Source organism: Kluyvera ascorbata, from assembly GCF_023195735.1.
Taxonomy (GTDB): Bacteria; Pseudomonadota; Gammaproteobacteria; order Enterobacterales; family Enterobacteriaceae; genus Kluyvera; species Kluyvera ascorbata.
Window position 1 is genome coordinate 3083651 of the sequence record NZ_CP096201.1, and the last position, 26396, is coordinate 3110046.

The 26396-nt window shown below is 55.6% G+C and carries 30 protein-coding genes; 13 read left to right on the forward strand and 17 right to left on the reverse strand.

What is annotated here, in order from left to right:
* Positions 1 to 34: 34 nt before the first annotated feature.
* From flgJ to flgB, 9 genes are all read right to left on the reverse strand, one after another.
* Positions 35 to 985 carry a flagellar assembly peptidoglycan hydrolase FlgJ gene (flgJ, locus tag MY052_RS14730; RefSeq protein WP_035894197.1) on the reverse strand — a complete coding sequence of 317 codons (951 nt, stop codon included), beginning with the start codon at positions 983 to 985 and terminating at the stop codon, positions 35 to 37.
* Positions 985 to 2082, reverse strand: a complete 1098-nt coding sequence (locus tag MY052_RS14735; RefSeq protein WP_123651269.1) for a flagellar basal body P-ring protein FlgI — start codon at positions 2080 to 2082, stop codon at positions 985 to 987. The genes flgJ and MY052_RS14735 overlap by 1 nt, the downstream gene beginning before the upstream one ends.
* An 11-nt stretch (positions 2083 to 2093) precedes the next feature.
* Positions 2094 to 2792, reverse strand: coding sequence for a flagellar basal body L-ring protein FlgH (flgH, locus tag MY052_RS14740; protein WP_035894212.1), 699 nt, complete (start codon positions 2790 to 2792; stop codon positions 2094 to 2096).
* A 130-nt stretch (positions 2793 to 2922) separates the two neighbouring features.
* Positions 2923 to 3705: a flagellar basal-body rod protein FlgG gene (flgG, locus tag MY052_RS14745; RefSeq protein ID WP_035894201.1), complete on the reverse strand. Its 783-nt coding sequence runs from the start codon at positions 3703 to 3705 to the stop codon at positions 2923 to 2925.
* An 8-nt stretch (positions 3706 to 3713) separates the two neighbouring features.
* Complete coding sequence (locus tag MY052_RS14750) at positions 3714 to 4469, reverse strand: flagellar basal body rod protein FlgF (protein ID WP_035894203.1); 756 nt, start codon at positions 4467 to 4469, stop codon at positions 3714 to 3716.
* A 20-nt stretch (positions 4470 to 4489) separates the two neighbouring features.
* The gene (gene flgE, locus MY052_RS14755) at positions 4490 to 5767 is read right to left on the reverse strand and encodes a flagellar hook protein FlgE (RefSeq protein WP_248537297.1); all 1278 of its coding nucleotides are present in this window, start codon (positions 5765 to 5767) and stop codon (positions 4490 to 4492) included.
* A 27-nt stretch (positions 5768 to 5794) separates the two neighbouring features.
* Positions 5795 to 6493 (reverse strand): flagellar hook assembly protein FlgD, encoded by a 699-nt coding sequence (flgD, locus tag MY052_RS14760; protein WP_202216005.1) that lies wholly within the window; start codon positions 6491 to 6493, stop codon positions 5795 to 5797.
* A gap of 12 nt (positions 6494 to 6505) precedes the next feature.
* Complete coding sequence (flgC, locus tag MY052_RS14765; RefSeq protein ID WP_035894207.1) at positions 6506 to 6910, reverse strand: flagellar basal body rod protein FlgC; 405 nt, start codon at positions 6908 to 6910, stop codon at positions 6506 to 6508.
* A gap of 3 nt (positions 6911 to 6913) precedes the next feature.
* Entirely contained in the window at positions 6914 to 7330 is a 417-nt protein-coding gene (flgB, locus tag MY052_RS14770; RefSeq protein ID WP_035894208.1) for a flagellar basal body rod protein FlgB, read from the reverse strand.
* A gap of 156 nt (positions 7331 to 7486) precedes the next feature.
* Here flgB and flgA point away from each other — a divergent pair, with 156 nt between their 5' ends.
* The 3 genes from flgA to flgN all read left to right on the forward strand — a co-directional run bounded on the left by flgA (position 7487) and on the right by flgN (position 8967).
* Positions 7487 to 8146, forward strand: coding sequence for a flagellar basal body P-ring formation chaperone FlgA (gene flgA, locus MY052_RS14775; RefSeq protein ID WP_202216006.1), 660 nt, complete (start codon positions 7487 to 7489; stop codon positions 8144 to 8146).
* A 95-nt stretch (positions 8147 to 8241) separates the two neighbouring features.
* Entirely contained in the window at positions 8242 to 8535 is a 294-nt protein-coding gene (flgM, locus tag MY052_RS14780) for a flagellar biosynthesis anti-sigma factor FlgM (protein WP_035896484.1), read from the forward strand.
* A 3-nt stretch (positions 8536 to 8538) separates the two neighbouring features.
* Entirely contained in the window at positions 8539 to 8967 is a 429-nt protein-coding gene (flgN, locus tag MY052_RS14785; protein WP_035896483.1) for a flagella biosynthesis chaperone FlgN, read from the forward strand.
* 44 nt (positions 8968 to 9011) lie between these two features.
* Here the strand turns inward: flgN and murJ are convergent, their stop codons facing one another.
* From murJ to rimJ, 4 genes are all read right to left on the reverse strand, one after another.
* Positions 9012 to 10547 carry a murein biosynthesis integral membrane protein MurJ gene (gene murJ / locus MY052_RS14790; protein WP_123651264.1) on the reverse strand — a complete coding sequence of 512 codons (1536 nt, stop codon included), beginning with the start codon at positions 10545 to 10547 and terminating at the stop codon, positions 9012 to 9014.
* Positions 10548 to 10682: 135 nt separating this feature from the next.
* Entirely contained in the window at positions 10683 to 11597 is a 915-nt protein-coding gene (locus MY052_RS14795) for a Gfo/Idh/MocA family protein (RefSeq protein ID WP_248538949.1), read from the reverse strand.
* Positions 11598 to 11611: 14 nt separating this feature from the next.
* On the reverse strand, positions 11612 to 12262 hold the full coding sequence (locus tag MY052_RS14800; RefSeq protein WP_248537298.1) for a YceH family protein: 651 nt from the start codon (positions 12260 to 12262) through the stop codon (positions 11612 to 11614).
* Between the two features lie 10 nt (positions 12263 to 12272).
* The gene (rimJ, locus tag MY052_RS14805) at positions 12273 to 12857 is read right to left on the reverse strand and encodes a ribosomal protein S5-alanine N-acetyltransferase (RefSeq protein WP_035896479.1); all 585 of its coding nucleotides are present in this window, start codon (positions 12855 to 12857) and stop codon (positions 12273 to 12275) included.
* A 350-nt stretch (positions 12858 to 13207) separates the two neighbouring features.
* Here rimJ and tatA point away from each other — a divergent pair, with 350 nt between their 5' ends.
* The 7 genes from tatA (at position 13208) to MY052_RS14840 (ending at position 17730) form a co-directional block, all read left to right on the forward strand.
* A complete protein-coding gene (gene tatA / locus MY052_RS14810) occupies positions 13208 to 13435 on the forward strand; it encodes a Sec-independent protein translocase subunit TatA (protein WP_248537299.1) in 228 nt (75 codons plus the stop codon).
* Positions 13436 to 13642: 207 nt separating this feature from the next.
* Positions 13643 to 14203 carry a lipoprotein gene (locus MY052_RS14815; protein WP_035896888.1) on the forward strand — a complete coding sequence of 187 codons (561 nt, stop codon included), beginning with the start codon at positions 13643 to 13645 and terminating at the stop codon, positions 14201 to 14203.
* 172 nt (positions 14204 to 14375) lie between these two features.
* Positions 14376 to 15422, forward strand: a complete 1047-nt coding sequence (gene pyrC / locus MY052_RS14820) for a dihydroorotase (RefSeq protein WP_248537300.1) — start codon at positions 14376 to 14378, stop codon at positions 15420 to 15422.
* 71 nt (positions 15423 to 15493) lie between these two features.
* Complete coding sequence (gene dinI, locus MY052_RS14825) at positions 15494 to 15739, forward strand: DNA damage-inducible protein I (protein ID WP_035896890.1); 246 nt, start codon at positions 15494 to 15496, stop codon at positions 15737 to 15739.
* Between the two features lie 281 nt (positions 15740 to 16020).
* Positions 16021 to 16275 (forward strand): biofilm formation regulator BssS, encoded by a 255-nt coding sequence (gene bssS / locus MY052_RS14830; RefSeq protein ID WP_035896892.1) that lies wholly within the window; start codon positions 16021 to 16023, stop codon positions 16273 to 16275.
* 136 nt (positions 16276 to 16411) lie between these two features.
* Positions 16412 to 17530 carry an N-methyl-L-tryptophan oxidase gene (solA, locus tag MY052_RS14835; protein WP_202216010.1) on the forward strand — a complete coding sequence of 373 codons (1119 nt, stop codon included), beginning with the start codon at positions 16412 to 16414 and terminating at the stop codon, positions 17528 to 17530.
* An 86-nt stretch (positions 17531 to 17616) separates the two neighbouring features.
* Complete coding sequence (locus tag MY052_RS14840) at positions 17617 to 17730, forward strand: DUF2770 family protein (protein ID WP_248537301.1); 114 nt, start codon at positions 17617 to 17619, stop codon at positions 17728 to 17730.
* Here MY052_RS14840 and trhO read toward each other — a convergent pair.
* Complete coding sequence (gene trhO, locus MY052_RS14845; protein ID WP_248537302.1) at positions 17727 to 18788, reverse strand: oxygen-dependent tRNA uridine(34) hydroxylase TrhO; 1062 nt, start codon at positions 18786 to 18788, stop codon at positions 17727 to 17729. The two genes, MY052_RS14840 and trhO, sit on opposite strands and share 4 nt — an antisense overlap.
* A 223-nt stretch (positions 18789 to 19011) precedes the next feature.
* On the opposite strand from trhO, the gene MY052_RS14850 reads away from it, so the two are divergent.
* From MY052_RS14850 to MY052_RS14860, 3 genes are all read left to right on the forward strand, one after another.
* Complete coding sequence (locus MY052_RS14850) at positions 19012 to 19932, forward strand: Kdo(2)-lipid IV(A) acyltransferase (protein ID WP_248537303.1); 921 nt, start codon at positions 19012 to 19014, stop codon at positions 19930 to 19932.
* A gap of 141 nt (positions 19933 to 20073) precedes the next feature.
* The gene (gene mdtG / locus MY052_RS14855; RefSeq protein WP_035896899.1) at positions 20074 to 21291 is read left to right on the forward strand and encodes a multidrug efflux MFS transporter MdtG; all 1218 of its coding nucleotides are present in this window, start codon (positions 20074 to 20076) and stop codon (positions 21289 to 21291) included.
* A gap of 105 nt (positions 21292 to 21396) precedes the next feature.
* Positions 21397 to 21771, forward strand: a complete 375-nt coding sequence (locus MY052_RS14860) for a MysB family protein (RefSeq protein WP_248537304.1) — start codon at positions 21397 to 21399, stop codon at positions 21769 to 21771.
* Here MY052_RS14860 and MY052_RS14865 read toward each other — a convergent pair whose 3' ends face one another.
* From MY052_RS14865 to mdoG, 3 genes are all read right to left on the reverse strand, one after another.
* A complete protein-coding gene (locus MY052_RS14865) occupies positions 21772 to 21999 on the reverse strand; it encodes a YceK/YidQ family lipoprotein (RefSeq protein WP_035897071.1) in 228 nt (75 codons plus the stop codon). It lies immediately after the preceding gene.
* 168 nt (positions 22000 to 22167) lie between these two features.
* Entirely contained in the window at positions 22168 to 24696 is a 2529-nt protein-coding gene (gene mdoH, locus MY052_RS14870; RefSeq protein ID WP_035897064.1) for a glucans biosynthesis glucosyltransferase MdoH, read from the reverse strand.
* Positions 24689 to 26242, reverse strand: coding sequence for a glucans biosynthesis protein MdoG (mdoG, locus tag MY052_RS14875; RefSeq protein ID WP_202216013.1), 1554 nt, complete (start codon positions 26240 to 26242; stop codon positions 24689 to 24691). Before mdoG ends, mdoH begins: the two co-directional genes overlap by 8 nt.
* Between the last annotated feature and the right edge of the window lie 154 nt (positions 26243 to 26396).

Here is a 26396-nt window from a genome sequence, read left to right on the forward strand (position 1 = left end):
CTTATCGGATGGCGGACGGCAAACTTGAGGCTCGTCAGAACAGATTTTCGATGTCGTTACGATAGGCATTGCTGACCTTATCGCTCATCGCTTTCAGCTGTTGAATCATGCTGGTGAGTTTGCGCGCATACTGCGGATCGGTGGCATAACCGGCGTTTTGTAGCGCCTGCGCGCCCTGCTCTGCCGTTGATGCCGAGGTCACCGCCGCATAGCGAGGGTTACGCGTTAGCAGATTCACATAGTCCGACAGCGCCTCAAGATAGGAGCTGTAGACACGGAACTTCGCCTTCACCTTCTTCGCTTCGCCGTTTTCAAATTCCGTGGTGGTGATTTCCGTCACCTTACCCTTCCAGTCACCGGACGCTTTCACACCAAACAGGTTGAAGCTTGGTTCACCGTTTTCCCGACGGATCTGTCGCTGCCCCCAGCCAGACTCCAGCGCCGCCTGCGCCAGAATCAGGTGGTGAGGAATACCGCTTTGCTCACTCGCCAGCCGTGCCGGAAGCGACAGCTGGGCGAGGAAGTCTTTGCTATCGCCGGAAAGCGGCGTGTCGCTATTATCCGGTGCCTTCGGCAGCGCTTTACGCACCATCTGCGTCAGCGCGGCGTTCTGGTAGCTGGTAACCGTCTGCATATCGAACTTCATCGGCACCTGGCCGACATTGTCGGCCGGCTCCTGCTGCTGCGCCGACAGCTGCTTGACCATCTCCTCCGCCAGACCTAGGCCTTTTCCTGCCGTCATCTGTTGGGCAATTTGTTGGTCATACATACTGGTGTAAAGCCGCGTCTGTTCGCTGCTGAAAAGACCGTCTTTCGGCAGCGTTTCACGCATGCTTTTCAGCATCATCTGCACGAACATCCCTTCCACCTGACGCGCCACCGGCCGCAGGTTGGCCTGCGGGTCCTGCCCGGCCTTGGTTTTCAGCTCGTTCAGCGACTGCGCGTCCCAGGCGGCGCTCGCCAGTAGTTTGCTGTCGGTCAGCATCAGACAATCTCCACCTTGGCGCGCAGGCAGCCTGCGCTTTGCATCGCCTGAATAATCGACATCAGGTCGATTGGCGTTGCCCCCAACGCGTTCAGCGCACGCACCACGTTGTTCAGGTTGGCGCTTGCGCGAATGCTCTGCAGCGAGCCGCCGCTCTGGCGAAGGTCAATTTGCGTCTGCGGCGTAACCACGGTACGGCCGCCAGCAAACGGCGTATCCGGCTGGTTCACCTGTGCGGAGCGGTTAACGGTAACGGACAGGTTACCTTGCGCGACAGCACAGCTATCCAGCGTCACTTCGCGGTTCATCACCACAGAGCCGGTACGGGAGTTGATAATGATCTTCGCATCCTGCGGCGTGGTACCGACCTCAAGATTTTGAATATCCGCCAGCAGACGTACCTGACCGCTGCCGCCCACCGGCGCGCGCACCTGTACAGTACGCGCATCCAGCGCGGTAGCGTTACCGAGGCTGCTGCGACGGTTAATGGTGTCGGCAATCTGCTGCGCCATGGTGAAGTCATCGTCATTCAGCTGCAGGTTGATGGTGTTACCCGCGCCGAACTGCGTAGGCAGCTCACGTTCAATGGTCGCCCCGCCGGTAATACGCCCGCCGTTCAGCTGGTTCACCTGCACGCTGCTTCCACCGGCCGCGGCGCCAGCGCCGCCGACCAGAATGTTGCCCTGCGCCAGCGCATACACCTGGCTGTCCACGCCTTTCAGCGGAGTCATCAGCAGCGTACCGCCGCGCAGGCTTTTGGCGTTACCCATGGAAGAGACCACCACGTCGATGTTCTGCCCCTGGCGGCCAAACGCCGGAAGCTGCGCGGTGACCATCACCGCCGCCACGTTTTTCAGCTGCATGTTAGTGCCTGCTGGCACGGTGATCCCTAACTGGGAGAGCATGTTGTTAAGGCTCTGAGTGGTAAACGGCGTTTGCGTCGTCTGGTCACCCGTGCCATCAAGCCCCACCACCAGGCCATAGCCAATCAGCGAGTTTTCCCTCACCCCCTGCACGCTGGTGAGGTCGCGAATGCGTTCGGCGTGCGCCAGGCCGGTGACCAGCACCAGCGCCAGGGTTAGCAGAGTTTTAAACATGGTTCACCTCGTTACATCGGCGATAAGTTAAGGAAGAAGCGCTGCAGCCAGCCCATATTCTGCGCTTCGTTGATATAGCCGTTGCCGACATATTCGATACGCGCATCCGCCACCTGCGTGGACGGTACGGTGTTGCTGCCGCTGATGGTGCGCGGGTTAACCACCCCGGAGAAGCGGATAAATTCTGTGCCCTGGTTGATAGCAATTTGCTTTTCACCCACGACATGCAGGTTGCCGTTGACCAGCACCTGATCGACGGTCACCGTCAGCGTGCCGCTGAAGGTGTTGCTGGCGTTTGCGCCACCCTTACCGTTAAAGGTGTTGCCACCGGAAGCATCAACATCGGCGCGCGCATTGCCAAACAGGCCCTGCAGGTAGCGCGGTACGGTGTCAAAGCCAAAATTCGTTTTGCCATCGCGGCTGGCGTTAGCCGACGAGCTTTTGCTCGCACTGACGTTTTCTTGCAGCACGATAGTCAGCGTATCGCCGATATTGCGCGGACGGCGGTCTTCAAACAGCGGCTGGTAGCCGTAGTTAATCGGCTGCGCGGTCTGGAAAATAGAGCCATTCGCCACCGGGACCGGGCCAGGAATCGGCTGGGCGGTCGTCGCCCCTTCCACCAGCGGCTTAGACGGCACCAGAGCACACCCTGCCACGCTGAGGGCGACAATGGTTAAAAGCGGATAACGAAACGCTGCGGATTTTTGCATTGCTTTCTTCTTCTGAATCTCAATGTTTGCCCCGAGAGTGCCCGGAGTCGGCATTCACACCTCGTCCGGGCTACACGGCCTGTCGTAGCCAGGACGAGCGAAGCGACTCCGGGGAACGCCCGGCGAAGCCTTACAGCTGCGTCAGTTTTTGCAGCATCTGGTCAGTCGTCGATACCGCTTTACTGTTAATTTCGTACGCGCGCTGCACCTGAATCATGTTAACCAGCTCTTCCGCCACGTTGACGTTAGAGGTTTCGACATAACCCTGATACAGCAGACCCGCACCGTTCAGCCCCGGCGTGGTGTCGTTCGGCGCACCGGAGGCCTGGGTTTCGATGTACAGGTTTTCACCAATACTCTCGAGCCCGGTGTCGTTCATAAAGGTCGACAGGTTCAGCTGCCCGACCTGAACCGGGTTAGCCTGCCCCTGCTGGGTCACGCTGACGATACCGTCACGGCCGATAGTGATGCTGATAGCGTTCGCCGGAATGGTGATTGCTGGCTGTACCTGATAGCCGCTGGCGGTGACCAACTGACCGTTCTGGTCAACCTGGAACGAACCGTCACGGGTATAGGCCGAAGAACCGTCCGGCAGCAGGATCTGGAAGAACCCGTCGCCTTTAATCGCCACATCTTTACTGTTGTTGGTCTGCGACAGGTTACCCTGGCTGTGCAGACGTTCGGTCGCCACGGGACGCACCCCGGTACCAATCTGCAGGCCTGATGGCAGCGTCGTTTGTTCGGATGATTGCGCACCCGGCTGGCGAACGGTTTGATAGAGCAAGTCTTCAAACACCGCGCGCTGGCGCTTAAAACCATTAGTACTGACGTTCGCCAGGTTGTTGGCGATAACGTCCATATTGGTTTGCTGCGCGTCGAGACCGGTTTTCGCGATCCATAATGAACTGATCATAGTTTTCCTTAGCTCATTGACAGCAACTGGTTAGCTTTCTGCGTGTTTTCATCCACGCTGCTGATAACCTTCATCTGCATTTCAAAACGGCGTGAGCTGGCAATCATGTCTGCCATTGCCGCCACGGGTTTTACGTTGCTGCCTTCCAGCACGCCAGACTGCAGGCGCAGCGTTGGGTCAGCCTGTAAGGTTGGCCCACGCGTCGCAACCGCCGACGGCGTGAGGTGGAACAGTCCATCATCGCCACGCGCCACTTCCGTTGCCGTCGCCTTCACGACCTTCAGCTTACCGACGGGGGAAACCGTATTAGGTGGGTCACCCGGTGTCAGTGCGGAAATAGTGCCGTCCGAGGCAATGGTCACCTGCGAGCCTTCCGGCACGCTCAGCGGCCCGGTTTCACCAATCACCGGATTGCCCTGAATCGTGAGCTGCCCGGTGGAGCTGACCTGGATGTTACCGTTACGGGTATAGCCTTCGGTACCATCTGCCGACTGCACCGCCAGCCAACCGTCCTGCTGAATGGCGACGTCCAGCGGACGTGCGGTGTAGTCCAGTTGGCCTGGGGTCATATCCGCGCCCGGCGTGGTGGCAGCCACCAGCGTACGCGTCTCAACGGACGGCCCCACGACCGGCACCGCACGCATGGCGGTTAGCTGGGCGCGAAAGCCCGGCGTTGATGTATTGGCAAGGTTGCTCGCCGTGACCGCCTGCTGCTGCATGGTCTGGCTGGCGGCACCCATTGCCGTATATATCGCGTGATCCATGAGGTCACCCTATTAGACGATTAACGCAGGTTAACCAGCGTGTTGAGGATCTGATCCTGGGTTTTGATGGTCTGGGCGTTAGACTGATAGTTACGCTGCGCCACGATCATATTCACCAGCTCTTTACTCAGGTCGACATTGGAAGCCTCGAGCGCGCCGTTGGTCAGCGAGCCAAAGTTACCGGTACCTGCCGTCCCCAGCAGCGCCACGCCAGAAGACTGGGTCGCGGACCAGACGTTATCGCCTTCGGATTGCAGGCCGCCGGTGTTGGAGAAGTTAGCGAGTACAATCTGGCCCAACAGCTGGCTTTGACGGTTAGAGTAATTACCCACCACCGAGCCATCATCGTTAACCTGATAGCTCACCAGGCTGCCCGGCGCATAGCCGTTCTGCGTGGTGGCAACCACATCGCTAGAGCCGGTGTTCTGCTGCATGGAGTTAAGGAAGCTGAGGTTGAAGGTTCCCGCCGTCGAGCCATTCAGTGAGGCAACCTGAATGGCGATTTCCGGCGTCGCATTTGCCGTACCGTTGAGATCCCAGGATGCTGGCGTAGTGCTGGTATTGAGGGTGTAATTTGTCACCGTATCCAGAGTACCGCTGTCGGTGAAGCCCATCTGCGCCGCTTTCACCGGATCGGCACCGCTAACGCTGGTATCCTGCGTCCAGACATCCCACTTGTTCGCCGCCGTTTTCACGTAGTACACGTTCAGGTCGTGCGAGTTACCCAGGCTGTCATAAACGGTGACAGTACCCTTTTTGTTGTAGGTATCCGGATCGCTTGGGTTGAAGGTTTTCGTCGTCGGAATGGCTTCATCCGTTGAGTTCAGGTTCATTTGCATGGTGCCGTTAGTCGACGCTTTCGCAGACATCAGCGTGTTCGGAATCGACAGCGCAACCGGGTTTGCCCCCTGCTGGATGGTCGGCGGGGTGCCGCTTGCCGGGTAGCCCGTCAGGTTCAGCCCCTGAGAGTTCACCAGGTTACGGTTCTCATCGAGTGAGAACTGACCGTTACGGCTGTAATACACCGCACCGTTGGTATCAACCAGACGGAAGAAACCGTTCTGGCTAATCGCCACGTCAAGCGCGCGACCGGTACTGGTGGTGGTGCCGTCGGTAAAGTCCTGGGTGATCCCTGCGACTTTAACGCCCAGCCCGACTTTGGAACCGGCGAACATATCCGCAAACGAAGCCGACCCGGATTTAAACCCGTAGGTGGCGGAGTTGGCGATGTTGTTGCCGATAACATCGAGGTTGGTGGCAGCCGCGTTTAAACCGCTGACCGCTTGTGAAAAGGCCATAACGTCTCTCCTGAAGTTGTTAAAGGCTTAGATAATCTGGCGAACCTGGTCCATCGTGGTGGTACCGTACGTTCCCAAATCCAGTTTGTTGCCGTCTTTGCCCAAGGTAACGCCCTGCACTAGCGCAAACTGCAGCGGTTGAACCACCAGCTGCGTGGTTCCCTGACTAGCTGCAAAGCTGATGTTGTAAGCACCATCCGGTGCCGCCGTGCCATCGTCCAGCTTGCCGTCCCAGGTAAAGGTATGAACGCCCGCGGTCTGTGCGCCCATATTCAATGTCCGGATAACTTTGCCGTTGCCATCGGTGATGGTCGCCGTGACCTTATCGGCTGCCTGCGTCAGCTCAATGCCGAATGGCGTGGTGTCCACGCTATCGTTCTCGCTGCCAGCGCTTTTCCCGGCCAGAATGGTCGAACCCGGGATCATCACGCCGTGACCCACCAGCGAACTGGCCTGCAACGACTGGCTGCTATCGATTTGTCCGGAGATGGAACCGAGCGTGGTGTTGAGCTTCTCAATGCCGCTCAGGGTGCTGATCTGTGCCAGCTGTGAGGTTAATTCGTTGTTTTGCAGCGGGTTGGTCGGGTCCTGGTTTTTCAACTGCGCCACCAGCAGCGTCAGAAAGCTGCTCTGCAGGTCAGATGAACTGTTGGTCCCGGTGCTGTTCAGCGCCGACGAGGCTGAACTGCTGCTGGTGGTATCATTAATATTGGCTACGATAGACATCGGTTATCTCCCTTATTGTCCAAGCGTCAACGTTTTCAGCATCATGCTTTTCACGGTGTTGAGGACCTCGACGTTGGCCTGGTAGCTGCGCGACGCCGACATGGTGTTGACCATCTCGCCCACCACATCCACGTTAGGCATACGTACATAGCCCTTGGCGTCCGCTAGCGGATTCCCCGGCTGATAAACCAGCTTGTCCGGCTCCTGGCTTTCCACCACGTCAGCCACCTTCACGCCGCCGGTTGCCGCCCCTATTGGCGCATCCACCTGAAACACCACCTGCTTGGCGCGGTACGGCTGACCGTCCGGCCCGGCGACGCTATCGGCGTTGGCGAGGTTACTGGCCGCGACGTTGAGGCGCTTGGACTGCGCGGTGAGCGCCGACCCGGCGACGTCGAAGATATTGAGTAATGCCATGGATTAGTTCCCCTGCTGCAGGACACTCATCATGCCCTTGATTTGTCCGCCAAGAACCGTAAGACCGGTCTGGTACTGGAGGCTGTTATCGGCGAACTGCGTACGTTCCCGGTCCATGTCGACGGTGTTGCCATCCATCGCGGGCTGGTCGGGAATGCGGTAAAGCAGATCAGCCTCTGGCGTTGAGACAGTCTGCGCGGGAATATGGCGTTCGGAGGTCAGCGTCAGCGCTACGCCGCTGCTTTCCGGCCGTCCACGCGCCATTACTTTTTTGAGTTCACTGGCAAAATCAATATCGCGCGCCTGATACCCGGGGGTATCCGCGTTCGCGATATTAGCCGCCAGAATTTCCTGACGTTCAGCGCGTAGGTTCAGCGCTTCTTGCTGAAAACGTAAGGCGGCGTCGAGTTTGTCGAGCATGTCTCCTCCGCAAATGACAAAGTTTCAGCCGACAGCTTAAATCCCCTTACACGCGCGTCATCGACGGAATAAACGCAATATGCGTCGCTATTTGTTGCGTTGATGTGGCGACAAGATGGGTAAAATGCGTGCATTATCTATTCACTGGAGCGTTCCATGCGTCAGCTCATTGCCCCTCTCATCGCTGCGGCACTGGTCTTTAGCCCATTGGCTTTAGCGGCCGATATCCAGACGCAGCTCACTGAATTTTTTACCCAGCGTCTGACCGGCTTTAGTAATGAAGTCACCGTGAAGCTGCGTAATACGCAAAACCTTAAGCTCGCATGCGACGAGCCCGCGTTCAGCACGCCGGGCAATTCGCGGCTGTGGGGAAATTTAACGGTGGTAGCGCAGTGCGGGAACGCGAAACAGTATTTGCAGGTTAACGTGCAGGCCATGGGCGAGTATGTGGTGGCCGCAGCGCCTATCGTGCGCGGTACACCCATTGAAGCGCAAAGCGTGACGCTGATGCGCGGACGGCTCGATCAGCTGCCGCCACGAACGATGCTCAACCTTTCTCAGGCCCAGGACGCTATCAGCCTGCGCGACGTCGCTATCGGCCAGCCGCTTCAGCTGTCGATGGTGCGCCAGTCATGGCGAGTGAAAGCAGGACAAAAAGTGATGGTAATTGCCCAGGGCGAAGGCTTTAGTATCAACGGCGAGGGGCAGGCAATGAACAACGCCGCCGTCACGCAGAATGCGCGGGTGCGGATGCCGTCGGGCCAAATTGTGAGCGGACAGGTCGATACTGATGGGAATATTCTGATTAATCTATAAACGTTATAAAGAATATGTGTCGCTTGCCGATAGATAATTAACATTTAAGAGAGTCGGCGCCTGCGCCATACAAGAGCCTCAATGAGGAAAGAACCATGAGCATCGATCGTACATCTTCTCTGAAAGCGGTTACCAGCGTCCAGCAGCGTGAAACCCCTGAGACCAGCGCGCCAAAAGTGCGTGCGGAAAAAACAGCCACAGCGACTAGCGCCAGCGTAACGTTAAGCAACGCGCAAACTGCATTAACCCGTTCTTCTGCCGGTGACATTAATATGGCCCGCGTGGAAGAATTGAAAACCGCTATTCGTAACGGTGAATTAAAAATGGACACCGGCAAAATCGCCGACGCGCTTATTCAGGACACACAAGATTATCTGCAGAGTAAATAAGAGATGAGCGGTTTGTCAGCCATACTGGACCAAATGACCAGCATCCTGAACTCGCTGAAAGCGGTGATGGATGCTGAACAGCTGCAGCTCTCCGCAGGCAACGTCAACGGCCTGCAGCTTGCCAGCATCACTGAAGAGAAAAGCTCTCTGCTGGCAACGTTAGACTATCTGGAGAAGCAGCGTCGCGTCGAGCAGGACGCCCAGCGAGAAACGCATGACGATATTGGCGACCGCTGGCAGGTGATTACCGAGACCACGCAGCAGTTGCGTCGTCTCAATCAGCACAACGGCTGGCTGCTGGAAGGACAGATCCTTCGCAACCAGCAGGCGATTGACGTGCTTAAGCCATTCCAGGAAACCGGACTTTACGGCAAGGATGGTCAGGCGGCAGGTGCCCCAGTAGCGCGCAGCGCGAAGAAATATTCAGTCTGAATTGCGGCGGGGCCACAGAATGTGCCCCGCGCAGTGCCTTTCTTTTACGCCGTCCGGCGTGCAAACTCTTTAATCTTAAAGCCCAGAATCGCCAGCGAGGCGAAATAAGCCACGATCCCGGCAACCACGACGCCAAGCAGGCGTAGCAGACGGTAAGGCATCGTTCCCTGCGACCATTCAGGCATGACGTGCATCAAACCGATCAGCGCCGCCGACATCACCAGCACCGAAATCACCAGACGAACTAAGAAAGCCGTCCAGCCCGGCTGAGGCGTGAAGATCTTTTGCTTGCGCAACTGCCAGTAGAGCAGCGCGGCGTTCAGGCAGGCCGCCAGACCAATCGACAGCGACAGCCCCGCGTGCTTCAGCGGGCCGATAAACGCAAGGTTCATCACCTGCGTCATAATCAACGTGACGATAGCAATTTTAACCGGCGTTTTGATGTCCTGACGTGAGTAAAAACCCGGAGCCAGAACTTTAACAATAATCAGCCCCATCAAGCCCACAGAATAGGCCACCAGCGCCCGCTGGGTCATCGCGGCATCAAAGGCGGTGAATTTACCGTACTGGAACAGCGCTACCGTCAGCGGCTTCGCCAGAATACCCAGCGCAACGGCACTCGGCAGCGCCAGCAGGAAGCACAGACGCAGCCCCCAGTCCATCAGGCGACAGTATTCATCATGATTGCCGCTGGCAAAGCTTTTCGACAGCGACGGCAGCAGGATAGTCCCCAGGGCAACACCCAGCACGCCGGACGGGAACTCCATCAGACGGTCGGCATAGTACATCCAGGAGACGGAACCTGACGCGAGGAAGGAGGCAAAAATGGTATTGATGATAAGTGAAATCTGGCTCACCGAGACGCCCAGGATCGCCGGGCCCATCTGTTTCACCACGCGCACGGCACCGGCATCTTTAAAGTTGATACGCGGCAGCACCAGCATGCCGATTTTTTTCAGATGCGGCAGTTGATAAGCCAGCTGCAACACGCCGCCGACGGTCACCGCCCACGCCAGCGCCAGAACCGGCGGATGGAAGTGCGGCGCGGCAAACAGCGCGAAGCCAATCATGCTGACGTTGAGGAACGTCGGCGCAAATGCCGGTACGGAGAAGCGGTTCCAGGTATTGAGGATAGCCCCGACCAGCGAGGCCAGCGAAATCAGCAGAATATAGGGGAAAGTAATGCGCAGCAGTTGGGTCGTCAGCGCAAACTTATCCGCGGTGTCGGCAAAGCCCGGTGCGGTAATGGTAATGACCCACGGTGCCGCTAGCATCCCCAGCACGGTAACCAGCGCCAATGCCAGCGTCAGCAGTCCCGAAACGTAGGAGACAAACACGCGCGTAGCGTCTTCGCCTTGCTTGCTTTTGTATTCAGCCAGAATCGGTACGAACGCCTGCGAGAAGGCGCCTTCAGCAAAAATTCGACGCAGTAGGTTTGGCAGTTTAAAGGCCACAAAGAAGGCATCGGTTGCCATGCCGGCACCAAACACCCTCGCTACGATCGCGTCACGCGCAAATCCCAGTACGCGTGAAAACATGGTCATCGAGCTGACGGCTGCCAGCGATTTTAATAGATTCATTAACTTGTGATTCCACAACCCGGATTAAAGCGCCCGTAGGATGAGCGCTAAAAAAGTGGCGTTAGTCTACCGGGTTCAGAGTGAATTGCTACTGCCAGATGTTACAGCTGGTTGCTCTGAGAAGCCTAGGACTGCCTACTCGCGGATTGCCTCGCGCCACAGCCCTTCAACCACCCGCTGCGCCGCAATCGCCTGCTCCCCTGCGGTTTCCGGAGCCGTCTGATTTTGCACGCACTGAATAAAATGATGCGCACAGCCGGTAAACCCACGCTGCTCAAGGGTCGTCTGCCAGCCCGGAATAGGCCGGGTCACGATGCCAGAACCGCGCTCTTCTCGCCATTCACGCATGTCCGTCACCTCAAACAATCCACCGTCGGCCACCGCTTGCACCCATTCACGCTGACTGCCCGCACGACGGTGCATACTGGTGGTAATTTGCAGTCCCGGCTGGCTGAAATGGTGCTCGGCGTAAAACATATGCCCTTCGTCGGTGGTTTGCAGGACACCATCGCGAAGCGTCGCTTTGCCGTCCGCCAGCCACAGCGCGGTATCGACCACGTGCAGATAATCATCAAGCAACGTGAAGCGCAGATCGTGCGGGCCAATGCTGTCGGCACGATGTTTATCCATGCGCAGCGACGACATCTCCCCGGCGCGCTTTTTCAGCTCGCGGTAAAGCGGCGAGAAGCGACGGTTGAAACCCACCATCAGCGTCAGATTCTTGCGCGCCGCCAGCGCCACCAGCCGCTCCGCATCGTCGAGCTTATCGGCAAGCGGTTTATCCACGCAGACATGAACGCCGGCGTTTAGCAGTTCGCTCACTACCGCGTAGTGTGAGGCCGTCGAGCTGTGCACAAAGACCGCGTCGCACTGCGCCGCTAGCGCGGACAACGAGTCAGCGTAAGGCAGCCGATAGGTTTCGCATACTTTCAACGCTTTCTCTTTGCCCGGCGACCAGGCGGCCTGGAGCGTCCAATCCGTTGCGGCACTTAATACCGGTAGCCAGACTTTCTGGGCAATACCGCCAAGCCCAACGACACCAATGCGAATCTTCGCCATAACGCTTACTCCCCGAGATGCGCCAGCAGTGAATCCAGGCGCTGTTTAAGTTCGGCAACCTCACCTTCAAGCATCTCGACGCGAGCCAGCAGGCTCTCATCCGCCACCGGCGCATCGCTTTGCACCGCTATCGCCTGAAGATCAATTTCCCCGCTGAACAGATGCATATAACGGCTTTCGCGTTTGCCCGGCTCACGCGGTAACCGCACCACAAAAGGGCCATCTTCACGACTCGCCAGGCGTTCCAGGGTATTTTCGACTTCCGCCATATCGGCAAACTCATGCATACGCTGCGCACGGCCACGCAGCTCACCCGGCGTTTGGGCGCCGCGCAGCAGCAGCGTCGTCACCAGCGCCACTTCCGCCGTCGACAGCTTCAGGTCGCCAAACTCCGAGTTGCAAAAGCGCTGCTCATACTTGGTCACGCGGTTACCAAAACCACTCACCGTACGCAAATAGTGGCGCTTTACAAGCGTATCCAGTTGATCCTGCACTTCCGCTTCACTGAGTGTCATCACCGGTTCACGGTTGGTTTTCTGATTACAGGCCGTCACGACGCCGTTGATAGAGAGCGGATACTGCTCCGGAGTGGTGACCTGCTTTTCCAGCAAGCAGCCAATCACGCGGGCTTCCAGCGGGCTTAGTTGATATTTCATTCGGGTCTCCTTATCGACCTGCAGTCCATTGAGGGGTGGTCAACGCGGTCAGAACGTGATCGCGCCATTCGCCGTCAATCAGTAGGTAGTCCTTCGCGTAGCCTTCTTTTTCAAACCCCAGGCGCGCCAGCAAATCGCCGCTGCGTTTATTGTGCGGCATGTAGTTGGCCATAATACGGTGAATGTGCTGGGTACGCTGCATATAGCGAATAGCGCTGGTCAGCGCTTCATACATCATCCCCTGCCCCTGCCACTTCTGGCCGATGGAATAACCGAGGTAGCAGGCGTGGAACGAACCGCGCACCACGTTAGAAAAGTTCGCCACGCCGATAATCTCTTTTTCTTCCGGGTCAAGGAGCGCGAAATAGAAAGCGGTTCCCTGCTTATGAAACTCATTGATCATCGACAGCCGCGCCTGCCAGCCGGACGGATAGCAATGGCTGTCATCCCGAATAGGTTCCCAGGGTTTTAAAAACTGCCGATTCTCGGCGTAATAATCCGCCAGACGCCAGGCGTCCCGGTCGTGAATCAGACGCACAACCAGCCGGTCTGTGGTCAACCGAACTTTCGGCACATTACTGCGATAGCCAAACATCTCACTACTCCTGTACCTGACGTACACCCTGGTCGTTTAACTGTACCTTCCCACGGCGACCAATGAAAACAACAATCTGTCATGATGCATTGTGATAAAAAAGCCCTGCCGCTGGCAATACGAGAAAGAGTGAGATAGTCCGGAAAATTGAAGATGTTACCGCTTCAGTCATTCATTCCCATGCTGAAAAAAATGAACAAGACCAATCATCATCTTATCGGGTTCGAAATCAATGCCATTAAGAGACAAATAAAATAGTCTCCGGTTTGCGAAAATTCGCAACCGTAAAAATTACGTTGTATAGCCATCGCGCTGGCAACTGCTCATTCTATTTAAGTTAAGGTGCCATCATGGGCGAAATTAGCGTCACCAAATTATTAGTCATTGTGGTTCTGGTCGTTCTGCTCTTCGGAACGAAAAAACTCGGTTCAATGGGGGCCGATCTTGGTGCGGCGCTGAAAGGCTTTAAAAAAGCCATGAACGATGACAAAAGCGGTGAAAGCGACGCTGATTTTCTCAATGAGAAAAAGGCACATGATGACATTAAAGATGCTGGGACGAAGTCAAATCAGAACTGAGGGACATCCCAACTTCACGGCAGTGAAGCCGCATAATTGCGCACAGGGCGAACGTCTGGCGGTAGAAATATGTCCTCAATCGCGTAGCATCCGTTTCTCGAATGCCCAAGCGACGGCACTTTCAGTATTTTCCGCTGTCAGAGTCCTACGGACAGAGTATGCTGCTTTATGTCAGGATGCACAGAACGCTTCACCTTGAGGAACCTCATGAAAAAATTGTTTGTTATCGCCGCACTGATCGTCAGCGGCCTGGTGGTTGGCTGCAATCAGCTCACGCAGTATTCCGTCAGCGAGCAGGAAATTAATCAGGCTTTGCAGAAGCGGAATAATTTCTCTAAGGATATTGGCGTGCCCGGCGTTGCCGATGCCCATATCGTCCTGAGCAACCTCTCTAGCGCCATTGGGCGTGAAGAACCGAACAAAGTGACGCTAAGCGGCGACGCCAAGCTGGATATGAATTCTCTTTTCGGTAGCCAGAAAGCGAATATCGCGCTGACGCTGAAAGCGCTGCCGGTGTTCAACAAAGAGCAAGGCGCTATCTATCTGCAGGAGATGGAGATTCAGGATGCGAAAGTCACTCCGGAGAAAATGCAAACGGTGGTGCAGACGTTAATCCCTTATCTTAACCAGTCGCTGCGCACTTATTTCAACAAGCAACCTGCCTACGTACTGAAAGAAGATGCAAGCCAGGGTGAAGCGCTGGCGAAGAAATTTGCTAAGGGTATTGAGGTTAAACCAGGCGAAATTATTATCCCGTTCACTGACTAATTTCCCGAATACATCATGTAGCCCTCTTCGTTGGGAGAGGGCTTACTTCAAATTCCCTTCATTATCATCCATAACAAACAAATTTTACGGAAAAGGATGCAAAGGGAAACGTTTACGCTTATCCTTAGTGCCCGGCAAAAAATGACTGATATCCCACCAGCCGGAGCCTCAAATGACCGCATTACCGCAAGTTCTGAAAATTCGCCGCCCAGACGACTGGCATATCCATCTTCGCGATGGTGAGATGCTGAAAACGGTTGTCCCGTATACCAGTGAACTGTATGGCCGCGCAATTATCATGCCGAACCTGGTTCCGCCAATTACCACTGAGGATGCAGCTATCGCCTACCGCCAGCGCATTCTTGATGCTGTGCCCGCCGGGCACAACTTTACGCCGCTGATGACCTGCTACTTAACCGACACCCTCGACCCGAACGAGCTGGAGCGCGGTTTTAACGAAGGCGTATTCACCGCAGCAAAACTGTATCCGGCGAATGCTACCACCAACTCCAGCCACGGCGTCACCAGCACCGATGCCATTATGCCGGTGCTTGAGCGCATGGAAAAACTGGGAATGCCGCTGCTGGTACACGGTGAAGTGACCCACGCGGAGATTGATATCTTCGACCGTGAAGCGCGTTTTATCGACACCGTGATGGAACCGCTGCGCCAACGCCTGCCGGGGCTGAAAGTCGTCTTCGAACACATCACCACCAAAGATGCGGCGGAATACGTGCGCGACGGTAACGAACTGATCGCCGCCACCATTACCCCTCAGCACCTGATGTTCAACCGCAACCATATGCTGGTTGGCGGCGTTCGCCCTCACCTGTACTGCCTGCCTATTCTGAAGCGTAACATCCACCAGCAGGCGCTGCGTGAACTCGTCGCCAGCGGCTTTACCCGCGCATTCCTCGGCACCGATTCCGCGCCACACGCCCGCCATCGCAAAGAGGCAAGCTGCGGCTGCGCGGGCTGCTTCAATGCCCCAACGGCGCTGGGTAGCTATGCCACCGTGTTCGAAGAGATGAATGCGCTGGAGCACTTTGAAGCCTTCTGTTCTCTGAACGGCCCGCGCTTCTACGGCCTGCCGGTGAACGAGGATGTTGTCGAGCTGGTGCGCGAAGAAAGCCAGGTTGCCGAAACCATCGCCCTCAGCGACGATACGCTGGTGCCGTTCCTGGCCGGTGAAACGCTGCGCTGGACGGTGAAAAAATAATTTCACGCCCCCTGTTGTAAAAGCCGCAAGGTAACTGTATAAATATACAGTATATTACACAGGGGGCAATTATGCGTATTGAAGTTACCGTTGCAAAAACCACTGCACTGCCTGCAGGGGCGCTAGACGCGCTGGCAGGCGAACTTTCCCGCCGTATTAACGACCAATTCCCGGACAGCGGAGGCACCGTCAGCGTGCGCTACGCGGCCAATAACAACCTCTCCGTCATCGGCGGCATCAAAGAAGATAAAGACCGCATCAGCGAGATCCTCCAGGAAACCTGGGAGAGCGCGGACGACTGGTTCATCACCGATTAATATTTGCTCCCTCATTGTGTTTTTGCCGGGTCGCCCCGGCTTTTTTTCGTTCTTTTCTGCTTGTTATTTTCACATTTATCCCCATCTTTTAGATTAGCTGCAAAAACAATGAACAATATGGTTGTTTATTGTGCGAACAGCCGGTCTATTCAGGAATTTATGTTGCTTTTGATTTCAATTCTCGAGTATTTATTGAATTGTTGTATACTGATAAAGCTTCACAAAAAATTGCATTAAACCTCGAGAGTTGTTGCCTTTTAACACATGAAGAAGGGGTTATGATGGAAAAGAATAATGAAGTCATCCAGACCCATCCCCTCGTCGGATGGGACATCAGCACCGTTGATAGCTACGATGCCATGATGCTGCGCCTGCACTACCAAGACCCCAATCAATCGAGCAATAAAGAAGCTGAAGTTGGCCAGACCCTGTGGCTAACCACCGATGTCGCACGTCAGTTTATTTCCATACTGGAAGCCGGGATTGCCAAGATTGAGTCTGGCGATTACCAGGTCAATGAGTATCGCAGGCATTAATGCTGATACTTTCGTCGTATTAACGACCAACAGGCACCTACGGGTGCCTTAATTATTTTCACCCTTGTATAACAACAGTGGGTTAATTACTCTACCAGACTCTGGCTTTACGCTTTTCATCGTGTCGGGAATGACTATGGAATACGATCTTATTATTATTGGCAGCGGCTCCGTCGGCGCGGCGGCCGGTTATTACGCCCGTAAAGCGGGTTTAAATGTGCTGATGACCGATGCCCATATGCCCCCTCATCAGCAGGGGAGCCATCACGGCGATACCCGCCTGATGCGCCACGCCTACGGTGAAGGCGAGAAATACGTACCGCTGGTCCTTCGCGCGCAGGCGCTGTGGGACGAACTGGCCGCCACCAGCGGCGAAGCGCTGTTTGAACAAAGCGGCGTCGTCAACCTTGGCCCAGTAGACTCCACCTTCCTGAACACCGTCGCCAACAGTGCCGAGCAGTTCGGCCTGGCGGTTGAACACCTGGATGCCGGGGCGGTCATGGCCCGCTGGCCAGAAATTCGCGTGCCGAATGACTACAAAGCCATCTTTGAGCCGGGTTCCGGTGTGCTGAAAAGTGAACTTGCGGTGAAGACGCTGATTGCAATGGCAAAAGACGCAGGCTGCGCGCAGCTGTTCAACTGCCCGGTCACCGCCATTCGTAACGATGGCGACGGCGTCGCCATTGAAACCTCCGAAGGAAGCTGGCGCGGCAAAAAACTGCTGCTGACGGCGGGAACCTGGGTTAAGCAGCTCTATCCTGAACTGCCCATCCAACCTGTGCGTAAGGTCTTTGCCTGGTTCCAGGCCGATGGTCGCTATAGCCGCAAAAATAACTTCCCTGCCTTTACCGGTGAGCTGCCGAACGGCGACCAGTTCTACGGTTTCCCGGCGGTGGAGAATGAGCTGAAAATTGGCAAGCATAACGGCGGTCAGGTCATCAATAGTCCGGAAGAACGCAAAGCGTTTGGCACCGTGGCAACCGACGGTTCTGAAGCCTTCAGCTTCCTGCGCCAGATCCTACCTGGCATTGGCGGCTGCCTGTACGGTGCAGCCTGCACCTATGACAACACGCCGGATGAAGATTTTATTATCGACACCCTGCCCGGCCAGCCGGATGTGCTGTTTATCGGCGGCCTGAGCGGTCACGGCTTTAAGTTTGCCACCGTGCTAGGGGAAATTGCCGCACAGTTTGCGCAGCAGAAAACGCCAGAATATGATTTATCACCGTTTGCGCTGTCCCGCTTTAACGGCTGAGCCTCGTGGCGCCGGATGCGCTTTGCTTATCCGGCCGACAAAATAAAACGGCCCCGATAATTCGGGGCCGTTAAATCGAGAATGCTATGCGTCGTCTGTTCTACTTTCTGCTCAACAACATCCGCGAACACCTGATGCTGTATCTGGCGCTCTGGCTGCTGCTGGCTCTTCTCGACATCGCCTGGCTCTGCTTCAACTAATCGTTCTCAGTTTGCGGGTCCGGGATACCCAAACGCGTATTCAGGCGACCGCGCGACTTGTTAAAAATCTTATTACCATTCTCACGCCCGGCACGACGCAGACGCTGCTCTTCTTCTGGCAGTTTATGCTCTTCCTGACAGGCCACGCTGCAACACCCTTCAAACTTCTCGGCACAAGCAGGACACTGGATAAACAGCAGATGGCAGCCATCGTTCAGGCAGTTGGTATGGCTATCGCACGGCGTACCGCACTGATGGCAATGGGCAATGATGTCGTCTGAAATACGCTCGCCCATACGCTCGTCAAAAACAAAGTTTTTACCGACAAAACGTACCGGTAAACCCTGCTCACGAGCGCGGCGGGCGTACTCAATGATGCCGCCTTCGATATGCCAGACCTGATTAAAGCCGTTATGTTTCATCCACGCGCTGGCTTTTTCACAACGAATACCACCGGTGCAGTACATAACAATTTTCTTGTCTTTATGCCCCTGCATCATCTCAACCGCTTTTGGCAGCTGCTCGCGGAAGGTATCCGCCGGGATTTCCATCGCCTGTTCGAAATGCCCCACTTCGTATTCATAGTGATTACGCATATCAATAAACACCGCATCAGGGTCGTCGAGCATGGCGTTCACTTCCGCCGCCTTCAGGTAGTCACCTACGTTGCTGGCATCAAACGTCGGGTCCTCAATACCATCAGCCACAATGCGTTCACGAACCTTCATGCGCAGCACCCAGAATGATTTCCCATCATCATCCAGAGCAATGTTCAGACGCAGCCCTTTCAACGCAGGATCAAAATTATTCAGGCACTCGCGCAGCTTCTCTACGCGGCTCTCCGGCACGCTAATCTGCGCGTTAATACCTTCGCGCGCGAGATAGATTCGACCAAAGACATCAAGCGCAGAGAGCGCAACATAGAGCGCGTCACGCGTGGCTTTTGGATCAACAATGGTGAAGTACTTATAGAATGAGATAGTGGTGCGTGGCTCGGTTTCTGCCAGCATCTTCGCTTTCAGCGTCTCATTCGAAATGCGGTTATGTAACACTGGCATGGTGTTCTTATCCTGCAAAATTGAATGGTGAGTAATAATCGGGGCGCATGATATAGCAATCATCGTTAATTTACATCCCCACATTTTGCGCTACATTCTCATCACGATTACTGATTTGCTGCAAAAAAGTTGAATGAATACTCTCCAGTCGTGACGCAGCCGTTTTGGTTGTCGGAAAAAAAGTGCGACAATAGAAACCGTTGCTTGTAATAACAGGAATGACATGACCCAGTTACCCAAATTTACTGCCTCGTTGCTACATCCTCGCTACTGGCCATCCTGGCTAGGTATTGGCGTACTCTGGCTGGTCGTTCAGCTCCCCTATCCGGTTATCTATCGCCTCGGTAATGCCATTGGCCGCCTGGCGATGCGTCTAATGAGACGTCGTGCCCAAATTGCGTATCGCAATCTTGAGCTGTGCTTCCCACACAAGAGTGAAGCGGAACGTCATGAGATGGTGGTCAAGAATTTTGAGTCCGTCGGCATGGGCGTGATGGAAACGGGGATAGCCTGGTTCTGGCCAACCAAACGCGTCAACCGCTGGATGGATGCGAGTGGTCTTGAGCATATTCGCGCCGTACAGGACTCGGGCCGCGGTGTTTTACTGATCGGTATTCACTTTCTGACGCTGGAAATGGGTGCTCGCATGTTCGGTATCCATAACCCAGGGATCGGGGTTTATCGTCCAAACGATAACCCGGTGATCGACCTGCTTCAAACCTGGGGTCGCATGCGCTCGAACAAAGATATGATTGACCGCAAAGACCTGAAAGGCATGATCAGGGCACTGAAGAACGGTGAAATTATCTGGTACGCCCCGGATCACGATTACGGCCCGCGCGCCAGCGTCTTCGCCCCGCTGTTCGCCGTCAAAGATGCCGCAACCACCTCTGGCACCTGGATGCTGGCAAAAACGTCAAAAGCGTGTGTGGTTCCTTTCGTCCCCCGTCGGAAGCCGGACGGTAAAGGCTACGAGCTGATTATCCTTGAGCCCGAATGCAACCCACCGCTGGACGATGCCGAGACAACCGCGGCATGGATGAACACCATAGTTGAGAAATGCATCATGATGGCGCCAGAGCAGTATATGTGGCTACACCGGCGCTTCAAGACGCGGCCGGAAGGCGCACCATCGCTCTACTAGCGAACGTTAACGCACAGCCCCGCTGTGCGTTTTTGTTTTAGCTTTAAAAGCTGCCCACATTGCAGTGATATAAACACAGGAGCATAATTAGCAGGCTTATAAATACATTCTCTTTTGGCGACGTTTCGCCTGCGGAACCCTATGCAACCCTCAGATGCCCCCATTAACTGGAAGCGAAATCTCGCTGTCGTCTGGCTCGGCTGTTTTTTAACCGGTGCCGCGTTCAGCCTGGTTATGCCTTTCCTGCCGCTATACGTTGAAGCGCTCGGCGTTACCGGCCATAGCTCACTGAATATGTGGTCCGGTCTGGTCTTTAGTATTACCTTCCTGTTCTCCGCTATCGCGTCACCGCTGTGGGGCGGCCTGGCCGACCGCAAAGGGCGTAAGATAATGCTGCTACGCTCGGCGCTGGGCATGTCCATCGTCATGCTGTTAATGGGGCTCGCGCAAAATATCTGGCAGTTCCTGATCCTTCGTGCGCTGCTGGGGCTACTCGGCGGTTTTATTCCGAATGCTAACGCGCTTATCGCCACGCAGATCCCACGCCATAAGAGCGGCTGGGCGCTCGGTACGCTTTCAACGGGGGCAGTCAGCGGCGCGCTGTTGGGGCCGCTGGCCGGCGGTTTCCTTGCCGATAACTACGGCCTGCGCCCGGTCTTCTTTATGACCGCCGCGGTACTGTTTGTCTGCTTCGTCATGACGCTGTTTTTCATTCGCGAGCAGTTCACGCCGGTATCGAAAAAAGAGATGCTGCACGTCAAAGAGGTCTTTGGCTCGCTGAAAAACCGCGAGCTGGTGCTAAGTCTGTTCGTGACCACGCTGATAATCCAGGTGGCGACCGGTTCTATCGCCCCTATTCTGACGCTCTATGTGCGCGATCTCGCCGGCAACATCAGCAACATTGCTTTCATCAGCGGCATGATAGCGTCGGTGCCCGGCGTGGCGGCGCTAATTTGTGCGCCGCGTTTGGGGAAACTCGGTGATCGTATTGGCCCGGAAAAGATCCTCATCGTGGCGCTGGTTGTCTCCGTACTGCTGCTGATCCCAATGTCATTTGTGCAGAACCCACTACAGCTCGGTATCCTGCGCTTCCTGCTCGGCGCCGCCGACGGTGCGCTGCTGCCCGCAGTGCAGACGCTGCTGGTGTATAACTCCAGCAACCAGATTGCCGGTCGTATCTTTAGCTATAACCAGTCGTTCCGCGATATTGGCAACGTCACCGGGCCGCTTATCGGTGCGGCTGTATCGGCCAACTACGGTTTCCGCGCCGTCTTCTGCGTGACCGCCGCCGTAGTCTTGTTCAACGCGATTTATACCGGTTTTAGCCTGCGCCGTAGCCCAGAACCTTCCCGTCCTTAAATACAACGCCCGGCGGTTTGCGTAAAATCAAACCACCGGGCGTGTACAACTCAAAAGTTCAGCTATTATTTCCCTGAATACCTCGTCACATTGCAGGGAGTTGAGATGACTTTATACGCCACGCTCGAAGAAGCTATTGATGCAGCACGTGAAACGTTCCTCGCCGATAACCCCGGACTTGAGGAAGGTGAAGCGGACGTAGAGCAGTTCAATATGCAAAAGTACGTTCTACAGGATGGTGACATCATGTGGCAGGCCGAGTTCTTCGCCGAAGAGGATGACGCAGGCGAGTGCGTGCCGATGCTCAGCGGTGAGGCAGCGCAGAGCGTGTTTGATGGTGATTTTGACGAGATAGAGCTGCGTCAGGAGTGGCTGGAAGAAAATACGCTGCACGAATGGGATGAAGGCGAATATCAGCTTGAGCCCTCGCAGGATACCGAAGAGGGCCAGGCCGCCGCAGATGAGTGGGACGAGCGTTAATCACTCATACGGGCCGTGATTCGCATCAATCGGCAGCAGCAAGGTGTCGAAAACCAGCGAGAAAGGCAGATCCAGAATGGTGACATAGCGCCAGGCTGAATCACGCAGATCCCACTTAACGCCCGGATAGTACTGATTCCCGTGGCCCTGGCCCGGGATCGTCCGGCTGATAATGCTGCCGCATCCGGTGAGCATTATCGCCATGGCGGCCACCAGTATCATTCTTATCACGTCGTTTACCTCATTAAACAGACAAAAAAATACCGGCTTGATGGCCGGTATTTCCTTACGGCAAATATTTGCTCGGAGCCCTCCCCGGAGTCGGTGCTTCGCACCTCGTCCGGGCTACAGGTTACGTAGCCCGGCCAAGCGAAGCGCCGCCGGGGAAGCACCGCACTATTTGGCGTTTAACACCATCGGATTCAGCTTCAGCTTATCGTACTCGGCCACCCACGAAGAGTATTTCTCCGGCGCAGCCCATACGCGATAGTGCAGACGCGACAGCGTGACTGGGTCGCTCAGCAGCACCAGACGTCGATCGCGATTCAGCTTATCCGGCGTTTCATTCAGCGCCTGCTCGACGTGACGATCGCGGGCAATTTCCAACACATGGCTTGCACGGTGACGTGCCGTAGCCATTGCCGTTGCCAGGGCATTCAGCGACGGGTTAAACACCGCATGCATAAAGCCATCGTCCAGCACGCGAGCGCGGTTCTGTTCCAGATACGCTTCGGTATCGGCCAGTACCTTCGGCGTGTTGTACTCTTCCGGGATCAGGAACAGCTTCCAGCGCTTAGTACGCAGACCGATAGTCGAACGGCTGGAAATCACTGAAACGAACGGCGACAGGATCAGCGAGAAGACGATCGGCGCCAGCCAGAACAGGAAGCGCAGGTCCAGCCATGCCATACCGACCGCCCATACCAGACCCAGCAGCAGCTGAGAACCGTGACGCATAAAGGCTTCGCCCCATGGCGTGGAGTCATCGTCACGCTGTGGCGAGTTCCAGACCACTTCCCAACCCAGGAACGCGCTGACCACAAATACGGTATGGAACAGCATACGAACCGGTGCAAGAAGAACGGAGAACAGCACTTCAAGCAGCAGTGAGAGCGTTACGCGAACGAACCCGCCGTACTCTTTCGACCCTTTGCACCACACCAGAATAATGCTCAACAGCTTCGGCAGGAACAGCAGCACCATGGTCGAGGCAAAGAGCGCGATCGCCAGTTCAGGACGCCACTGCGGCCAGACCGGGAATAGCTGACGCGGCTGCAGGAAGTACTGTGGCTCGGTCAGCGCATGCACCACCTGCAGCGCGGTCGACAGGGCCAGGAACATAAACCACAGCGGCGCAGAAAGGTAGGACATGACGCCGGTCAGGAACACCGCACGGTGAACGGGGTGCATCCCTTTCACCAGGAACAGGCGGAAGTTCATCAGGTTACCCTGACACCAGCGACGGTCACGTTTGAGTTCATCAAGCAGGTTCGGCGGCAATTCTTCATAAGAGCCCGGCAGGTCGTAGGCAATCCAGACGCCCCACCCTGCACGACGCATCAGCGCGGCTTCGACGAAGTCATGCGACAGAATTGAACCGGCAAAGTTACCTTCGCCCGGCAACGGTGCCAGCGCACAGTGCTCAATAAATGGCTTCACGCGAATAATGGCGTTGTGACCCCAGTAGTGGGATTCACCCAACTGCCAGAAGTGCAGCCCCGCGGTAAAGAGCGGCCCGTAAACGCGCGTTGCAAACTGCTGGCAGCGTGCATACAGCGTGTCCATCCCGGAAGCGCGTGGGGAAGACTGGATGATACCCGCATTCGGGTTCGCTTCCATCAGACGCACCAGGTTAGTCAGGCAGTCGCCGGACATCACGGAGTCGGCATCCAGTACTACCATGTAGCTGTACTGGTTACCCCAACGACGACAGAAGTCATCGATGTTACCGCTTTTACGCTTCATACGACGACGACGACGACGGTAGAAGATCTGCCCTTCGCCCTGCACCTCGGCAATCAGCTCCATCCAGGCTTTTTGTTCTGCCACGCAGATATCCGGGTTGTAGCTGTCGCTCAGGATGTAGACGTCAAAGTGCTTCTGCTGGCCGGTGGCTTTCACCGACTCCCAGGTTGCACGCAGACCGGCGAATACGCGAGACACGTCTTCGTTACAGATAGGCATGATCAGCGCCGTACGGTGTTCCGGATTCAGCGGCTCATCGCCCACCGTCGAGGCCGAAATACTGTACTTATCGCGGCCAATCAGCAGCTGCAGGAAGCCCATTAAGGCGGTCCAGAAGCCGGCGGAGACCCAGCAGAAGAGCACCGCAAACAAAATCAGGATCCCGGTTTGCAGCAGGTACGGCAGCAGCTGCATGAAAGAAACCCACAGATTCTGCCCGACCATATCCGCCGGGTTAATCAGCGCCCAGCCCTGATAAGGCAGTATGGTCTTCATATACCAGGTCGCGACCACGGTCTGTGCAATCGTCAGGATCAGCAGCGTGTAGCGGCGTAGAGAACCGACCGTACGCCATTTTGCCTCATGCTCCTGCTCTTCTTTGGTCAGACGAGACAGGTAGCGCGGCGTGACGTCACGGCCACGAAGACGATCCCAGAAGCGGCCTACCGGGTTGGTACGCCATGGGTCCGGGAACATTGAGGAGCGCGTAGCTTTCGGCATGGCCTGCAGCTGGGTGCGCCCTTCATCGTCTTTGATAAGCTGATCGCCGCCCAGAGAATCTGGCCAGCCCTCTTGAAGACGCGCCTTGACCGAGGCCAGCGGCGTGTCATCATCACGGGCAATCGCCTGATGCTCATCATCCAGCGCTTCGTGCACGGCACGAAGCGAGCTGTTAGGGAGCGCCGCTTTTTCTGCATCCGTAAGCGACAATGCGTCGATATACTTCGTTGTGTTATTCATTAGCAGGCAGCTGATAGCTCCAGGTTTCACTCAACGTCTGATCGGCGTTGACCAGCGCAGCGCGCATTTCAGTGGTTTTCTTCGGATCTTTCACCTTCACGCGCAGCATCAAGCGCCAGCCTTTCGTGACCGGGTTGTAGCGCACGCTGTTTTCGACGATTTCACCGTTATCGCCAATGCTGGTCTGCGCCGTTACCGGCGTATCCTGCGGCATCTTGCGCATGTCTGCGCCGGTGAAATCCACCACGAAGGCCAGCGTACCGTCCGGCTGACGAATCAGGTTGGACTGCTTCACATCACCGGTAGAACGGCGAGTCTGCATCACGTACGCGTTATCGGTCGGGTGCAGTTTTTCTTCGTCACGGGTAAAGGTGATGGTGTACTTGTAGTTCATCTCTTTACCAGCATCCGGCAGCTTGTCCGGCGTCCAGTAAGCGACGATGTTATCGTTGGTTTCGTCGTTGGTTGGAATTTCAACCAGCTCAACGGTACCTTTGCCCCAATCGCCTTTTGGCGTGATCCAGGCGCTTGGACGCAGGTCGTAGCGGTCATCCAGATCTTCGAAGCGAGAGAACTGACGGCCACGCTGCAGCAGACCAAAGCCCTGCGGGTTTTCGGTGGCAAAGCTGCTAACGGCCAGATGTTTTGGATTGTTCAGCGGACGCCAGATCCATTCATCGTTACCGGCATGAATAGAAAGACCGTTGGAGTCATGCAGTTCCGGGCGATAGTTGGTCGTCGCAGAAGGCTGGTTTGGCCCGAACAGGAACATGCTGGTCAATGGCGCAACGCCCAGTTTACCCACTTTATCGCGCAGGTAAATTTTGGTCTGAACGTCAACCACGGTGTCGCGGCCAGGCATAATTACGAAACGGTATGCCCCGGTCGCACGCGGAGAATCCAGCAGCGCATAGATAGTCAGACGCTTATCGGTGGCTTTTGGACGTTCAATCCAGTATTCACGGAAGCGAGGGAATTCTTCACCTGACGGCAATGCGGTATCAATCGCCAGACCGCGCGCAGAGAGACCATAAACCTGGCCCTGACCCAGAACGCGGAAATAGCTCGCACCCAGCATGCTGACGATTTCATCGTTTTTGTCTTTGCTGTTCAGCGGGTAAAGCACTTTAAAACCGGCGAAGCCTAAATCCTTCACGGTGTCTTTGTCGTGCTGAACGTCGCCGAACGTGAAGTAGTCCGGGCTGTACTTAATTTTGCGCACGGAAGTTGCCGTGACTTCATTAATGGTCACCGGCGTGTCGAAGTACATACCCTGATGGTAGAACTCGAGCTTAAATGGGGTCTTTATATTGTTCCAGTATGCCTTATCGTGGTTGAACTGGATTTGCTGGTAGTCCGCATATTTCATATCGCGGAAGACGGAAGGCAGGTTGCTTTTTGGCGCTTCATAGCTCTTGTCAGCCAGCGATTTTGCCTGCTTTGCAACGTCATCAATAGTGAATGCCCATGCAGATGAAGTACACAGGGACAACATTACGGCTGCGCCTAACCAACGCAGTTTCATCATCTGTGGTGTATGTTTCATATAACTAAGCACTTCCCCCTTTGTGTGCTTAAATCGATCCGATCCATTTTACTGGAAATTCAAGCAATCCGACAACATAATCCCCGTATTGTTCAGCACAGTGGCTTATGGAGTAAGCAACCGTTAACCGCGCTTTGCACTTTGCGTGCTTATC

Coding starts and splice junctions, on each gene's coding strand:
- flgB (WP_035894208.1), bottom strand. CDS start 7,330: ATGCTCGACAAACTCGACGCCGCCTTACGTTTTCAGCAAGAAGCGCTG.
- flgH (WP_035894212.1), bottom strand. CDS start 2,792: ATGCAAAAATCCGCAGCGTTTCGTTATCCGCTTTTAACCATTGTCGCC.
- flgM (WP_035896484.1), top strand. CDS start 8,242: ATGAGCATCGATCGTACATCTTCTCTGAAAGCGGTTACCAGCGTCCAG.
- flgN (WP_035896483.1), top strand. CDS start 8,539: ATGAGCGGTTTGTCAGCCATACTGGACCAAATGACCAGCATCCTGAAC.
- tatA (WP_248537299.1), top strand. CDS start 13,208: ATGGGCGAAATTAGCGTCACCAAATTATTAGTCATTGTGGTTCTGGTC.
- MY052_RS14800 (WP_248537298.1), bottom strand. CDS start 12,262: ATGAAATATCAACTAAGCCCGCTGGAAGCCCGCGTGATTGGCTGCTTG.
- rimJ (WP_035896479.1), bottom strand. CDS start 12,857: ATGTTTGGCTATCGCAGTAATGTGCCGAAAGTTCGGTTGACCACAGAC.
- MY052_RS14860 (WP_248537304.1), top strand. CDS start 21,397: ATGACTTTATACGCCACGCTCGAAGAAGCTATTGATGCAGCACGTGAA.
- MY052_RS14815 (WP_035896888.1), top strand. CDS start 13,643: ATGAAAAAATTGTTTGTTATCGCCGCACTGATCGTCAGCGGCCTGGTG.
- flgG (WP_035894201.1), bottom strand. CDS start 3,705: ATGATCAGTTCATTATGGATCGCGAAAACCGGTCTCGACGCGCAGCAA.
- flgC (WP_035894207.1), bottom strand. CDS start 6,910: ATGGCATTACTCAATATCTTCGACGTCGCCGGGTCGGCGCTCACCGCG.
- MY052_RS14750 (WP_035894203.1), bottom strand. CDS start 4,469: ATGGATCACGCGATATATACGGCAATGGGTGCCGCCAGCCAGACCATG.
- murJ (WP_123651264.1), bottom strand. CDS start 10,547: ATGAATCTATTAAAATCGCTGGCAGCCGTCAGCTCGATGACCATGTTT.
- trhO (WP_248537302.1), bottom strand. CDS start 18,788: ATGCCAGTGTTACATAACCGCATTTCGAATGAGACGCTGAAAGCGAAG.
- mdtG (WP_035896899.1), top strand. CDS start 20,074: ATGCAACCCTCAGATGCCCCCATTAACTGGAAGCGAAATCTCGCTGTC.
- MY052_RS14850 (WP_248537303.1), top strand. CDS start 19,012: ATGACCCAGTTACCCAAATTTACTGCCTCGTTGCTACATCCTCGCTAC.
- MY052_RS14735 (WP_123651269.1), bottom strand. CDS start 2,082: ATGTTTAAAACTCTGCTAACCCTGGCGCTGGTGCTGGTCACCGGCCTG.
- bssS (WP_035896892.1), top strand. CDS start 16,021: ATGGAAAAGAATAATGAAGTCATCCAGACCCATCCCCTCGTCGGATGG.
- flgD (WP_202216005.1), bottom strand. CDS start 6,493: ATGTCTATCGTAGCCAATATTAATGATACCACCAGCAGCAGTTCAGCC.
- flgJ (WP_035894197.1), bottom strand. CDS start 985: ATGCTGACCGACAGCAAACTACTGGCGAGCGCCGCCTGGGACGCGCAG.
- flgE (WP_248537297.1), bottom strand. CDS start 5,767: ATGGCCTTTTCACAAGCGGTCAGCGGTTTAAACGCGGCTGCCACCAAC.
- mdoH (WP_035897064.1), bottom strand. CDS start 24,696: ATGAATAACACAACGAAGTATATCGACGCATTGTCGCTTACGGATGCA.
- solA (WP_202216010.1), top strand. CDS start 16,412: ATGGAATACGATCTTATTATTATTGGCAGCGGCTCCGTCGGCGCGGCG.
- flgA (WP_202216006.1), top strand. CDS start 7,487: ATGCGTCAGCTCATTGCCCCTCTCATCGCTGCGGCACTGGTCTTTAGC.
- mdoG (WP_202216013.1), bottom strand. CDS start 26,242: ATGAAACATACACCACAGATGATGAAACTGCGTTGGTTAGGCGCAGCC.
- dinI (WP_035896890.1), top strand. CDS start 15,494: ATGCGTATTGAAGTTACCGTTGCAAAAACCACTGCACTGCCTGCAGGG.
- pyrC (WP_248537300.1), top strand. CDS start 14,376: ATGACCGCATTACCGCAAGTTCTGAAAATTCGCCGCCCAGACGACTGG.
- MY052_RS14840 (WP_248537301.1), top strand. CDS start 17,617: ATGCGTCGTCTGTTCTACTTTCTGCTCAACAACATCCGCGAACACCTG.